General features: G+C 61.4%; 23 protein-coding genes. 22 read left to right on the forward strand and 1 reads right to left on the reverse strand.

What is annotated here, in order from left to right; all coding sequences use genetic code 11:
• Positions 1-19 precede the first annotated feature (19 nt).
• Positions 20-283: a transcriptional regulator gene (locus B0G62_RS05170; RefSeq protein WP_103703111.1), complete on the forward strand. Its 264-nt coding sequence runs from the start codon at positions 20-22 to the stop codon at positions 281-283.
• 1 nt (position 284) lies between these two features.
• A complete protein-coding gene (locus B0G62_RS31055) occupies positions 285-479 on the forward strand; it encodes a hypothetical protein (RefSeq protein WP_146055202.1) in 195 nt (64 codons plus the stop codon).
• Here the strand turns inward: B0G62_RS31055 and B0G62_RS05175 are convergent.
• Complete coding sequence (locus B0G62_RS05175) at positions 454-708, reverse strand: hypothetical protein (protein WP_103703112.1); 255 nt, start codon at positions 706-708, stop codon at positions 454-456. The genes B0G62_RS31055 and B0G62_RS05175 overlap by 26 nt on opposite strands.
• A gap of 112 nt (positions 709-820) precedes the next feature.
• On the opposite strand from B0G62_RS05175, the gene B0G62_RS31545 reads away from it, so the two are divergent.
• From B0G62_RS31545 to B0G62_RS05265, 20 genes are all read left to right on the forward strand, one after another.
• Positions 821-976, forward strand: a complete 156-nt coding sequence (locus tag B0G62_RS31545) for a hypothetical protein (RefSeq protein ID WP_167401183.1) — start codon at positions 821-823, stop codon at positions 974-976.
• 197 nt (positions 977-1,173) lie between these two features.
• On the forward strand, positions 1,174-1,623 hold the full coding sequence (locus B0G62_RS05185; RefSeq protein ID WP_103703114.1) for a phage regulatory CII family protein: 450 nt from the start codon (positions 1,174-1,176) through the stop codon (positions 1,621-1,623).
• Entirely contained in the window at positions 1,620-1,892 is a 273-nt protein-coding gene (locus tag B0G62_RS05190; RefSeq protein WP_103703115.1) for a hypothetical protein, read from the forward strand. Before B0G62_RS05185 ends, B0G62_RS05190 begins: the two co-directional genes overlap by 4 nt.
• 11 nt (positions 1,893-1,903) lie before the next feature.
• Positions 1,904-2,794: a hypothetical protein gene (locus B0G62_RS05195; protein WP_103703116.1), complete on the forward strand. Its 891-nt coding sequence runs from the start codon at positions 1,904-1,906 to the stop codon at positions 2,792-2,794.
• A complete protein-coding gene (locus B0G62_RS05200; protein ID WP_103703117.1) occupies positions 2,791-3,444 on the forward strand; it encodes a DUF6475 domain-containing protein in 654 nt (217 codons plus the stop codon). The genes B0G62_RS05195 and B0G62_RS05200 overlap by 4 nt, the downstream gene beginning before the upstream one ends.
• A complete protein-coding gene (locus B0G62_RS31550) occupies positions 3,441-3,605 on the forward strand; it encodes a hypothetical protein (RefSeq protein ID WP_167401184.1) in 165 nt (54 codons plus the stop codon). Before B0G62_RS05200 ends, B0G62_RS31550 begins: the two co-directional genes overlap by 4 nt.
• Positions 3,602-4,186, forward strand: coding sequence for a DUF1064 domain-containing protein (locus B0G62_RS05205; RefSeq protein WP_103703118.1), 585 nt, complete (start codon positions 3,602-3,604; stop codon positions 4,184-4,186). The genes B0G62_RS31550 and B0G62_RS05205 overlap by 4 nt, the downstream gene beginning before the upstream one ends.
• The gene (locus tag B0G62_RS05210) at positions 4,186-4,794 is read left to right on the forward strand and encodes a hypothetical protein (protein WP_103703119.1); all 609 of its coding nucleotides are present in this window, start codon (positions 4,186-4,188) and stop codon (positions 4,792-4,794) included. Before B0G62_RS05205 ends, B0G62_RS05210 begins: the two co-directional genes overlap by 1 nt.
• Positions 4,791-5,150 carry a DUF4406 domain-containing protein gene (locus tag B0G62_RS05215; RefSeq protein WP_103703120.1) on the forward strand — a complete coding sequence of 120 codons (360 nt, stop codon included), beginning with the start codon at positions 4,791-4,793 and terminating at the stop codon, positions 5,148-5,150. Before B0G62_RS05210 ends, B0G62_RS05215 begins: the two co-directional genes overlap by 4 nt.
• Entirely contained in the window at positions 5,147-5,584 is a 438-nt protein-coding gene (locus B0G62_RS05220) for a dATP/dGTP diphosphohydrolase domain-containing protein (protein ID WP_103703121.1), read from the forward strand. The genes B0G62_RS05215 and B0G62_RS05220 overlap by 4 nt, the downstream gene beginning before the upstream one ends.
• The gene (locus B0G62_RS05225; RefSeq protein WP_167401185.1) at positions 5,581-6,021 is read left to right on the forward strand and encodes a hypothetical protein; all 441 of its coding nucleotides are present in this window, start codon (positions 5,581-5,583) and stop codon (positions 6,019-6,021) included. Before B0G62_RS05220 ends, B0G62_RS05225 begins: the two co-directional genes overlap by 4 nt.
• On the forward strand, positions 6,009-6,344 hold the full coding sequence (locus tag B0G62_RS05230) for a hypothetical protein (RefSeq protein ID WP_103703123.1): 336 nt from the start codon (positions 6,009-6,011) through the stop codon (positions 6,342-6,344). The genes B0G62_RS05225 and B0G62_RS05230 overlap by 13 nt, the downstream gene beginning before the upstream one ends.
• On the forward strand, positions 6,341-6,667 hold the full coding sequence (locus B0G62_RS05235; RefSeq protein WP_103703124.1) for a hypothetical protein: 327 nt from the start codon (positions 6,341-6,343) through the stop codon (positions 6,665-6,667). The genes B0G62_RS05230 and B0G62_RS05235 overlap by 4 nt, the downstream gene beginning before the upstream one ends.
• Positions 6,668-6,669: 2 nt before the next feature.
• Positions 6,670-7,242, forward strand: a complete 573-nt coding sequence (locus tag B0G62_RS05240; RefSeq protein WP_103703125.1) for a hypothetical protein — start codon at positions 6,670-6,672, stop codon at positions 7,240-7,242.
• Between the two features lie 6 nt (positions 7,243-7,248).
• A complete protein-coding gene (locus B0G62_RS05245) occupies positions 7,249-8,295 on the forward strand; it encodes a phage tail tape measure protein (RefSeq protein WP_103703126.1) in 1,047 nt (348 codons plus the stop codon).
• Positions 8,295-8,633 (forward strand): phage tail protein, encoded by a 339-nt coding sequence (locus B0G62_RS05250; RefSeq protein ID WP_103703127.1) that lies wholly within the window; start codon positions 8,295-8,297, stop codon positions 8,631-8,633. Before B0G62_RS05245 ends, B0G62_RS05250 begins: the two co-directional genes overlap by 1 nt.
• Before the next feature lie 6 nt (positions 8,634-8,639).
• Positions 8,640-9,959: a hypothetical protein gene (locus B0G62_RS31065; protein WP_146055204.1), complete on the forward strand. Its 1,320-nt coding sequence runs from the start codon at positions 8,640-8,642 to the stop codon at positions 9,957-9,959.
• Positions 9,960-9,968: 9 nt separating this feature from the next.
• Positions 9,969-10,652, forward strand: a complete 684-nt coding sequence (locus B0G62_RS05255; RefSeq protein WP_103703128.1) for a phage minor tail protein L — start codon at positions 9,969-9,971, stop codon at positions 10,650-10,652.
• Positions 10,653-11,402, forward strand: a complete 750-nt coding sequence (locus B0G62_RS05260; protein ID WP_103703129.1) for a C40 family peptidase — start codon at positions 10,653-10,655, stop codon at positions 11,400-11,402.
• Positions 11,399-11,962, forward strand: coding sequence for a tail assembly protein (locus tag B0G62_RS05265; protein WP_103703130.1), 564 nt, complete (start codon positions 11,399-11,401; stop codon positions 11,960-11,962). The genes B0G62_RS05260 and B0G62_RS05265 overlap by 4 nt, the downstream gene beginning before the upstream one ends.
• Position 11,963: the final 1 nt, after the last annotated feature.

Raw genomic sequence — 11,963 nt, forward strand, 5'->3', positions numbered from 1 at the left:
TTGGTTATAGAATTGCCGTATGGAACATCCGAACTGCTCAGTGCCGGGCATCAAAGACGCGATCCGCAAAGCTGGATCGCAATCGGCGCTTGCCCGTCTTTTGGGCAGGCCTCAGCCACTGATCTCGAAATGGCTCAAGTCGACGCGTCCGCTGCGTCCGGAGCGGTGCAGCGAGATAGAGCGCGCAGTTGGTGTTTCGCGACAAACCCTGCGTCCTGATGACTGGCAGGACATCTGGCCCGAACTCGTCATCCAATCGGCGACACACCCGGAGGCAGCCTGAAATGAAGAACCTGTATGCGCGACTAGTGCTGTTCCTGATCCGCCCGGCGGTGCAGTGCGCCCTGCGCGAAGAATCGAAGCAGGGCGGCGTTGCTCTTCCCAACCGAGCCGTCGTGGCCAACGTGCTGTGGAAGAGCGCACTTGGTGCACGAATTGACACTCTGGTGTCGGTTACTCCGCCTGGCGGTCGTCTGTGAGGTGCATGGTGGCTCGCATCAAGATCGCGCGAACCTCCCGACTGAAGCGCTCCAGTTCCTCCTGATTGCTGTAGGTCTCTTTTCCCGCATTGAGCAGCGCTGGCAAGCGAGATTCGATTTCTTGAACCGGATTTGGGTGTTGCTTTGCTGCGATCGAAAGTGCGGTAGCCAAAGCGACTTGATGCGCAGCCAGTGTCGCGCTGACGTCCTGTTCGAAAGTTAATGCCATGAGGTTCCTTTGTAGACGGGGTTGTGTGAGAGCTACCAAGTCTACCGGCGAAAGCCAGGAACCTCACCCTAATAACCACGGAGCATATATGCACCTTCCGCAACACCAACAGATGCTGCGCGATCACCCGAAACATGGCGGCGTTGACGCAGTGATGGTGACCATCGCCAAGGAAAACCCCGGCGTGTTTCGGGACGAACAGCTTGCGGAAATTCGCGCCAGGCAGCGCGTGACCGAGGCAAACGATGCGCTTGCTGCGGTGGCTTGAAACGATAAGAGAGTTCGCCCAGCTCCACCGAGCGGAGCGGGCGAACGAGAGGCGAAGCGATTCCCCGCGCTTCGGCCCGATGCCGTTCCGGCGATAACCGGCAGCAACGATTTCATTTTCTTTTCCCTGTTTGCTTCTTGTTTTAAATGACTTTAGTAGTACTAACAGGGACAAAACACGTTTGTTTGGAGCCTCAATTGAACATCCTCGATACCGCGCACGCTGTTGCGCACAACTACCCTGGTGGCTGTGAATCGTTGGCGCCGCGGATCGGCATGTCGGCGGCGGTGCTTCGCAGCAAGGTCAATCCGAACACGGATACGCACAAGCTGACGCTCCAGGAGGCGGTGCGCATCACCGATGTGACGGGCGACGAGGCGATCCTTGAAGCATGGGCGCAGGAGCGGGGCCTCGCGCTGGTGAGGATGCCTGCTGCCGAGCATTGCAGCGATTCGGCTGTGCTGGAGCTGATGGCGAAGACCTGGGAAACGAACGGCGAGATCGGCAAGGAAGTGAATCGCACGTTCGAAGACGGCGTCGTCGAAAGCCACGAGGTCACGCGTGTGAAGGATCGCATCTGGGAGCACATCCGAACGCTGTTCGGCCTGCATAGCCGCATCGAAGGCATGGTGGAGGGCAAGCGATGAGAACCACGCACACCCAGCGCGCGGCCTACGACGCGCTCGAAGGCGGCGCGCGCCGCACGCAGAAGCAAATGATCCTCGACCTGTTCTACACGCCGCACCTGACGCTCACGCGCCAAGAGATTGCCGATCGCACGAACATGCGTCTCGGCAGCGTCTGTGGTCGCGTGCGCGAGCTGATCGACGACGCGAAGCTGGTCGTGCATGGCATGCAGAAGTGCGCGGCGACGGGGCAGCAAAACGAAACGCTCGGCTTGCCGGCGGCGAACTGATTGAGGCGACGATGAACACGAAGGTTCTGCCGTGGTTCCGCATGTACACCGACTTCCTCAACGACCCGAAGATGATTTCGCTCGCGTTCGAGGACCAGCGCCACTTCATCGCCGTATTGGCGCTCAAGGCAGCCGGCGTGATCGACCAGCAATGCGCGCCCGAGCTGCTCGACCGCATCGTTGCGCAGCGCATCTGGATCGACTTCGCGATCGTGCGCGACGTGAAAAAGCGTCTCGTGGCCGCCGGGCTGATCGATGAGAGCTGGCAGCCGTCGGCGTGGGCGAAGCGTCAGATGCGCAGCGACACCGATCCTACGAACGCGGAACGTCAGCGCCGCCATCGCAACAAGAAGGGCGGTTCCGCTGAAGAAGGCCATAACGAACCGGGTAACGGTGACAGTAACGCGTTACATAACGGTGATGTAACTGACCTAGATAAGAGTAGAGAAGATAAGAGTAGAGAAGAGGAGAACAAAGAAACGCACACGCGCGAGCGCGGTGCTTCGGCTTCGCAGTCCTCTGTGGATAACTCTGATGTCGAAGGCAAGCCGCTGACCGCCAAGGATCTTGTCGCTGAAGGCGTCGTCCGCGCTCACGCTCGCGACTGGCTCGCGCTGCGCAAGGCCAAGCGCCTTCCGCTGACGCCGACGGCATGGGATGGAGTGAAAGCTGAGGCCGAAGCGTGCGGCATGACGCCGGCAGCCGCCGTGAAGTTCGCGGTCGAGCAGGACTGGGCTGGCTTCAAGGCGAAGTGGGTTGCTGCAAAAGCAGCAACGGGCGCGCCTGCGGCGTCGCGTGCTAGCGGCGCGCCGAACAAGCAGGAAGCGCTCGAGGCGAACAACCGCGCAGTGGCAGAGCGCGCCGCCGCGCGATTCCAGGCTCAACAGGGGGCCGTGCAATGAGCCCAAGCGATCACGGCGCCTTCGTCGCGCTCGTTGCCAATGTTCACGCGTTCTACCGCCGCGACTTCTCCGACTTCTCAGCGGACGTCTGGTGGAACGCGCTCAGGCCATACGACTTCGCGGCAGTCAGCGAAGCGATCGGCCGCCACAGCGTCAATCCCGATTCTGGCCAGTTCATGCCGTTCCCGGCCGACATCGTGAAGATGCTCGACGGCTCGACGCAGGACGCGGGCCTCGTGGCGTGGGCGAAGGTCGACAACGCCGTGCGCTCGTGCGGAACGTACAACAGCGTCGTGTTCGATGATCCGCTGATTCACCGCGTTATCGTGGAAATGGGTGGCTGGGTCCTGGTGGGCGGCAAGGACGAGAAGGAATGGCCGTTCCTGCGCAACGAGTTCGTAAATCGCTATCGCGGCTATCGGATGCGCAGCGAGACGCCCGAGTACCTGCCGGTGCTGATCGGGATTGCCGAGGCGCAGAACAACCGGACGGGGCAGAAGAGCGTGCCACCCGTGCTGATCGGAAACCCGGACGTCGCGCAGCGCGTGATGCTGGCCGGGCAGGACAAGCCGGCGCTCGGTTTCGTGCGCATGAGCGCGCAACTGGCGGCGAACCGACCAACGCCAGCCCCTCGATTGGGGGCTGCATGAACACCTGCCGCGACTGTGACCACGCAACGAAGAAGCCCGGCCACGAAAAGATGTATCGGCTCGGCTATCGCAACTGCGCGCTCAAACCCGAATACGTATTCGTGCCCGGCCGCCAGGCATGCACGGTGAATCCGCCGAGCTGGGAGGCAAAGCGGCAATGACGAAGCGCACCACATCATGGCCGATGGTCGTGCCAGCGGGCACGAAGACGGTAGGCACCGCGCGCGTGCGCGACGACGCACCGATGCCGTACGCACAGAAGAAGCTGGCCGAGAAGTTCGGCACGCGGCCCGCGCACGGCTTCGACGACATTGCAGACGGCGCGAGCGAGCCTGGCGCGCGCACGCCCGCGTATCGCCGCGAGGCACTCCCATCGCTGGGCATGGCGAAGCCGAAGAAGGCGCCGAAATACCGCAACACGAAATGCGAGCACGACGGCATCAAGTTCGACAGCCTGAAGGAGCGCTCGCGCTGGTTCGAGCTGATCCAGATGCAGGCGCGCGGCGAGATCCGCGACCTACGTTTGCAGGTGCGCTTCGAGCTGACGCCGCGCAAGCAGCGCGACGACAGCACGTGGGAGCGCGCGTCGTTCTACGTGGCCGACTTCGTCTATATCGATGTCGCGAGCGGCAAGCAGGTCGTCGAGGACGTGAAATCGCCCGCGACGCGCAAGAACCCGGCGTACGTCCAGAAGCGCAAGCAGATGCTGGCCGTGCACGACATCACTATCAAGGAAATTTGATGGACGAGATCGAGAAGCCGCGCCGCGCGCGCGCACCGGAGTGGACGCCGGCGGAGAACGCATTGCTGCGCAAGGTCTGGAAGAGGTCCGCGCCGCTGAAGACGGTCACCCACTTGTTTCCCAGCCGCAGCGAAAACGCGATCGTGATGCACGGCATTCGCCTCGGGCTGCCCGATCGCCGCCGCAAGATGCCCGGCAAGCGTACTGCGGAAACGATCTGGCCGCGCATCGAGGCGGCGCTGCGAGTGCGCCCGGCGTCGCTCGACGAGCTGGCCGCATTGGCGCGGTGTTCGAACGGCACGGTGCGCCGGTTCATCAAGGCGAAGCGCACGGAAGTGCACATCGCGAAATATCTGCGCGCCATCGGAACGCGGAACGTGACTGCGCTTTGGGCGTGGGGTGCTGGCGAGGATGCGCCGCGGCCGCCACGAATGACTGAGGCAGAACAGAGGGCGCGCTACAAGCGAAAGCTCGAACGCGAGCGGCCCGAAGAGCTGGACCGGCAGCGCGCCAGGGCGCGGGTGCGCGCAGCGCGGCGAGACGGGCGTCTCGTGCGGCGTGATCCGATGGTGGTGGCGTTGTTCGGAAATGGGGGTGTTGCTGCATGAAGCTCTATATCGCAGGCCCGATGACGGGCTACGCCGAACTCAACTTCCCGGCGTTCCACACTGAGGCCCGTCGCCTTCGCGAACTTGGCTTCGAGATCGTCAACCCGGCTGAGCTTAATCCGGACAAGGGCGCCGAATGGCTCGACTGCATGCGGGCGGACATCAAGCAACTGGTCGACTGCGACGGCGTTGCGCTGCTGCAGGGCTGGGAGCAATCGCGCGGCGCATCGCTCGAATGCCATATCGCTCGATCGCTCGGCCTGCGTGTTTTCACCGCGACTTACCTGGTCGGCCTTGCGGGCGAACTGCCGGTGATCTCGCAAGCAGCAGTCATTGAGCAGCTGGAGGCGGTATGACCGCAAAGCCATCGAACCCGAAAGATCTGGTTGGCGTGCGCAAGGCTCCGATGTCGACTGTTTCGGCTGCCGTCATGGCTGAAGTGGGCGTCGCGATGCTCGAAGGCGCGGCGAAATACGGGCGCCACAACTATCGCGCCGTGGGCGTGCGTGCGTCGGTCTACTACGACGCAACGATCCGGCATCTGTTCTCGTGGTGGGAGGGCGAGGACATCGATCCGGATTCCGGCATGTCGCACATCACGAAAGCGATCACGTCCCTGGTCGTCCTTCGCGACGCGATGATCCAGAGCATGATGACCGACGACCGCGCGCCCAGCTCGAAAGACTTCTACGCGGCGCTCAACGCGGCGGCGGGCGCGATCCTCGACAAGCACGCGGACAAGAACCCGCGCCATTTCACGATCGCTGATTCGGTGCGGGAGGCGGATTGAAGCGATCCGGATTCGGCCCGCGCAAGACGCCGATGTCGCGCGGCTCCTGGAAATCCTCACCGTCGGCGGCAACGCTGAAGCAGCGCTCGACGATGAAACGCCGGGTGAAGAAGCCGACAGTGGCGGAAGGATCGAAGTATCTGGCGGCGTGCCGTAACGAGCCGTGTTTTTTGAACGTGAAGTGCCCGTGGACGGATTGGGCAGACCCCACGGTAGTGGATTGTCACAGCAACCAGGCGATCCACGGCAAGGCTGGCGCGCGAAAGGCGGACCACAAATTCACGGTGCCGGGTTGCGCGGCCTGCCACGAGTGGCTCGATAGGTCGGGCGCGCCATGGGAACAGAAGTGCGCGGTGTTCGACGGCGCGCTCGCACGCTGGGTTCCGAGGCGCGCACGAAAGATGGGCATTACGGAGGAGGCTGAGTGCAGCCAGTAAAGATCGAAGTGAACGTGCCGATACCGGCGGCGATCAACAAGCGCTGGTCGAATGGTCGGTTTATCAGCGAGCGCGTCAAACAGCAAATCCTGATGGTGGTGTTCGGGTTCAGGCGCTGCCGCAAGAAAGACCCGCTGGGCAATGAGTACATCGTGCAGGTGCTCGCGCGCGTGCCGAGCGGCTATCGCATCTTCGTGAAGCCGTGGCAGTGGGTGTCGGCTGACCTGGCATGGCTCGATGCGCTGGTGGCTCTCAACGATGCCGCGCTGCGCCCATTCCTCGCCAGCGGCGATAACGAATGGCGCGCGGAGGTGGCGGCATGAGGCCGATTCGCCTGCAGGTTCAGATGCCGACGATCGGCGTTTTCAGCATCAAGGGTCGCTCGGCCGTCGGCGAGGTCGAGCAGCTGACGGAAACGATGGTGATCGCGTTGCGTCGCAGCGAGCACAACGGCGTGATCGCCGAAGACTGCGTGCGTGCGCTGGCGTTCGTGCCCGAGCAGTTTCGTGTGCATCTGAGCGAGAGGCGCCGGCTGATCGATGGCGAATACGCTTGGTGCTTCGCGAGGCTCGCGGACAACAAGAAGTCGCTGGCGCCGTTCATGGCTAGCGGCGATCGCGAATGGAAAACTCAAACGACAAGGTGACTATGAACGCAATCAACAACGGCATTTTCCATAGCGCACAAGAGGCGATCGCCTTTGCGTGCAACTATTCCAGTCAGCAATACGCCATGTCGCCGATGGCGAAGCTGCTGCAAGGCCCGTCGCGCGGCAGCGGACGCGGGCTGGTCGGTCTGGACGGCGCGGGGCAGGCGGGCATGGTGTTCGCCGAACTGGCGCGCATCGACTACTGGCAACTCGCCGCGCTTGTGACGGGCCGGCTACCGCACAGCGAACGCTGCGACTGTCAGCGCGCGTGCTGTCGTGGTTGGCGACTCAACCCGATGTTCGAAGAGGCAGTGAACCAGCTTGCGGATCACGTGGCGCTCACGCTTACGCCTGTTCCTCCTGTCAAGGAATTCCGCATCGCAGTGATCATGAAGTATTTCGGGGAAAAGGCAGATCCTCTCGATACGGCGAAGCATCTTGGCATTCCCAAGAATGCGGCTGAACGTCACATCACGAATATCCGTCGCACTATTCGCGAGTTGGAAAAGAACGGCATTACGGCACTCAGTGCGCGTCTAGACGAAATTGGAATGCTTGTGCGTGCAACTTGATGCGTTTTGAGTCTTGAAAGCGCGACTCTATCCTCATATCCTCGTGGTCGCCGCCAGAAAGGCGATCACGAAATAAACGGGGATCAATCGTCGCTCGCGAAGCAGATCAACCAGATCCAGCAGCAATACGCCGAAAAATCACGGCAGCTCGCGCAGCAGCTTGGTAAGCCGAACGGTATTAGCCAGGATCAATACAACGAGCAGCTCGCTCAGTTGCAGAAGTGGCAGTCCGACTCGGTTGGAATCGTGACAAACGGCCACGAGGCGATGCTTGCTGCGGAGGGAAATTGGGCGAACGGAGCAAACCGGGCGCTTGAGAATTATGAGGCGAAAGCGGGGGACGTCGCGAGTCAGGCGGCGGATGCGTTCACGAATGCGTTCTCCGGTATGGAAGACGCGCTCGTGCAGTTCACGACTTCCGGCAAGCTGAATTTCTCGAGTCTCGCAACGTCGATTATCGGCGACATAGCTCGGATCTCGATTCGAGCGCTGGAGTCGCAAGCGCTTGGTGCGAGCGGCCTAGGTTCCTGGATCTCTGGCTTCCTCGGTTCTTCGGGAACTTCGCAGTCTGCACTCTCTGGCGTGACATCGCTGCTCGGGTCGAGCATGTCGTCGAGCTACACCTCGTCGGTCTCTCCGTATGTGTTTCACCTTGCGAGCGGCGGCCCGGTCTTCGGGCCCGGAACCTCCACATCTGATTCCATTCCGGCGATGTTGTCGGATGGAGAGGGTGTACTTAGCGTGCGCGGTATGGCGGCGCTTGGCGGCACGCAGGTGCTGAATCGCCTCAACGAAGGCCAGTCTCTCATGGGCTGGCAACACTTCGCGACTGGCGGAGCAGTGGGGAAATCACAATCGATTGAAGTACCGCAGTCCAGCGCCGGGCCGCAGTTCAACATCACTTTCAGTGGGGCGGCGGCCGATAGCGTGTCGAGCGCCGACGTCACTGATCTCACGAAGATGCTGGACGGATGGTGGGAGCAGAAATTCGCCAAGCGAATGAGAGGGCAAGGCGGCGCGGCTTGGCAGCAGAAGTACGGGAGCGTGAGCTAATGGCTGATGTATTCGGGTGGGATCCCACTGTCGAAAACTACTCTGGCGATACGACTCTACGCACGAGATCTGCTCAGTTCGGTGACGGCTATCAGCAGAAAGTTGCCGACGGCATCAACAACCGGTCTACATCCTATTCGCTTCAGTTCAAAGGCGACGAAACAAAGATCTCCGCGATCCTTGCTTTCCTCGACGCACACGCGGGCGCCACATCCTTCTTGTGGTCGCCTCCGTTGCGCGGGCAACTGCTTTTCACCTGCGAGGCGTACACCGAGCCAACAAAAGACGGCGACGTGTACACCGTGACAGCGACGTTCAAACAAACCTTCGCACCGTAAATCTCGATGGCCTATACACCAATCAATCTAGGAACCGCTCCGAGCGGCTCCGACGGCGATCCCGTGCGCGCGGCATTCGTGAAGGTGAATTACCTTTTGAATGACATGACGTCGGGAAACGCGAGCACGCCAAACTTTGCATTGAGCGACGTGGCGGCGAACTGGCGAGGCATCAGGTGGGCTACGTCTGGTTCTACTCGTTTCGATATGGTGATAAGCGGAGGCACCGAAACAGGAAGTAATGCCAACAGCAACCTGTACCTTCGCCGATCCGACGACAAGGGTTCGTTCGTATCCGACGTATTCAACGTAAACCGCGCGACTGGTCTCATGACGTTTACGTCGCCGATAGCGCTGCTTGGGGCGCTCAACTCCTCTGCCAAGGTCAATGCTATCAATGCCGCGAATCAGGTGATCAATGGCAGCGGTGAGCTTGGAGATGCTGGCTGGAACACGGCGAATTTCGTAAGTCAAAGAATGGGCGGTTCTTTCGCCTACGATCAATTCTGCTTCAAAAACGCCGCGGCACTCTCCGCCGATACCTACGACTTTCAGCCAGTCGTGCCGTGCGCCGCTGGGGTATCTCTATATCTGCAAGCGGAGATGGCAACGTGGGGGATGACGAAAGGTAGCGTTGTGTGTGGGGTCAACTTCCTAAACTCTAGCGGTACGCAAGTGGGGAATTTGGTTGTCACATCGAACGGCTACGGAAACGATTTTGCCTATGCGACTGCCACCGGTGTCGCGCCAGCGGGCACAGTCTCCATTCAGCCTTTCAAAGGGGCATGGGGAACCCCTGCCGTCACAGCTGGAGGATGCGCGATTCGGCGCATGAAAGTTGAGAAAGGCACGCAGCCGTCCCTCTACTCGCAGGAGGCGAGCGCCGCCTATCTGGGTAGCGCGCTTCCACAAACGCTACTGCTAAGTGATCCGTCAAGCACGTCGTCTCCGGGGCCCGGAGCAACCGCAACGATTGCGCCTGCTGGATGGAATTTCACTACGAATCGGCCAAACGCAGCGGTTAGTTTGACTGCTTCAGCAACAATCGCGTCAGCTAATTCACCGCCCTCGTTCAATAACTATCTTGTTATCGATGTGCTTCTTGGGGCAACGGTTGTCCTATCTGGGCCAACCGCGGCGGCGCTTACCAACGTAGGTGCGAACAGCGCTTCGGCTGCGCCCGCAATTGCGCAAGTTGCTGGAATTCTCCCGACGCAGGGGGTCTACACCGTACGTCTTAGATGGGTCACTGGAGGTTCGGCGCCGGCGTCGGGAAGCGCGAACGCGACGGCACAAAACAAGACAGTTTCCGGTCTGGTGATGTGAGGTGAACGAATGACTATCACCGCAGACATCCAGCAGCTTGAGCCAGGTCGCCTAATCGAACTCTTCGAGGTGGACTGCACCACCATTGGCGGCGACATGATGCGCTTCCATCAGCACCTGCAGGCAGGATCGATCTGGTGGCAAGGCAACGAATATAAGCCGTGGCCAATTCAGGCGACTGGCTTTAAGCGCACGACGGACGCCCAGCAGCCCACGCCGACTCTGACCGTCAGCGACGTCAACAGCACGATCTCAGCGCTGTGCGTGTATCTCGCTGATCTGGTGGGCGCGACAGTGCGCCGGCGGCGGACGCTTGTGAAGTATCTCGACGCGGTTAATTTCGCGGGCGGGAATGCGACAGCAGACCCGACCGAGGAGATGGCGGCTGAGATCTGGCGTGTGGAACAGAAGAGCAACGAGCAGCCTGGTCTGTCGGTCGAATTCACGCTTGCGTCGCCGCTTGATTTCGGCGGCCAGCAATTGCCTGCGCGCCAGATTGTGAGCATATGCCAGTGGAAGTATCGCGACGCGAACTGTGGCTACACCGGCACCGCATATTTCGACGCGAATGATCAGCCTGTGAGCGACCCGGCGCTTGACCGCTGCAGCATGAAGACCAGTGGGTGCAATTGCCGTTTCGGCGTCAACAACGAACTCCCGTTCGGCGGGTTCCTCAGCGACACACTTTCCTGAATGAATGAATCGATCAAGGCCGCGATCGCAGCGCATGCGATCGCGGAGTACCCGCGCGAGGCGGTCGGATTCGTCACGTCTGTAGCTGGCGTCGAGACGTACATGCCGTGCGCGAACTGTGCGGCCACGCCGACCGAGCATTTTGTGATCACTGGCGAGGACTACGCGCGCGCTGAGGGCGCCGGAGACATCGTCGCGCTTGTGCATTCGCATCCGGGCGCGGCCGCTCGGCCTAGTGCTGCCGACAAGGCGATGTGCGAGCAGGGCGGAATCGCGCTCTGGGTGATCGTCTCGCTCGGCATGCAGGCCGATGGCTCGATCGCCGTGGACGACTGGTGCGAATTCGGCCCTAGCGGCTTTATCGCGCCGCTCATCGGACGGCAGTTCGCCCACGGCATCCATGATTGCTACGCGATTGTGCGCGACTGGTATCGGCTAGAGCGCGACGTCGTGCTGCCCGATTTCGAGCGGCGAGATGACTGGTGGGAAGACGGCCATTCGTCCCTCTATCTCGAAAACTACCGCGCCGCTGGCTTCGAGGACATCGGTGCGGAGGCGGACCTCGCAATCGGTGACGTGCTGCTCATGCAGATCCGCAGCCGCAACGGTGTGCCGAATCACGCGGGCATCTACATCGGTGACGGCCATTTCCTGCACCACATGCACGGGCGGCTCTCAGGGCGCGCCGTGTGGGGCGGCATGTGGGCGCAATGCCTGCGAACGGTGTTGCGCTATCGGGGTGACGAATGAACGAAAAGCTTCGAACTATCAAGCTTTATGGCGTGCTCGGTGCCCGCTTTGGGCGCGAGCATCGCCTCGCTGTCCGATCGCCGGCTGAAGCACTGCGAGCGCTTGGCGTCGTGCTGCCGGGCTTCCGTAAGTTCCTGGTGCGATCGCGCGAGCAGGGTTTGACGTTCGCAGTGTTCATCGGGAAGCAGAACCTCGCGCGCGACGAGCTCGAATACCCGTCCGGTGCGGACGAGATCCGCATTGCCCCCATGCTGGTCGGCAGCAAGCGCGGCGGTCTGTTTCAGACGATCCTGGGTGCGGCGCTCGTCGCCGTCGGCGTGTTCACGCAAATGCCAACGTTGATCGGTCTCGGTGCCTCGATGGCGCTAGGCGGCGTCGTGCAGATGTTGAGCCCGCAAACCGCTGGGCTGGCAGGCGTGGCCGACAACGGCACTTCGTACTACTTCAACGGGCCGGTCAACAGCGCAGCCCAAGGCGAGCCTGTGCCTATCGTGTACGGGCGAATGGTGGTGGGTTCGAAGGTGGTCAGTTCGGGCATATACGCAGAGGATCAAACCTGAC

This window comes from Paraburkholderia eburnea (assembly GCF_002917095.1).
Taxonomy (GTDB): domain Bacteria; phylum Pseudomonadota; class Gammaproteobacteria; order Burkholderiales; family Burkholderiaceae; genus Paraburkholderia; species Paraburkholderia eburnea.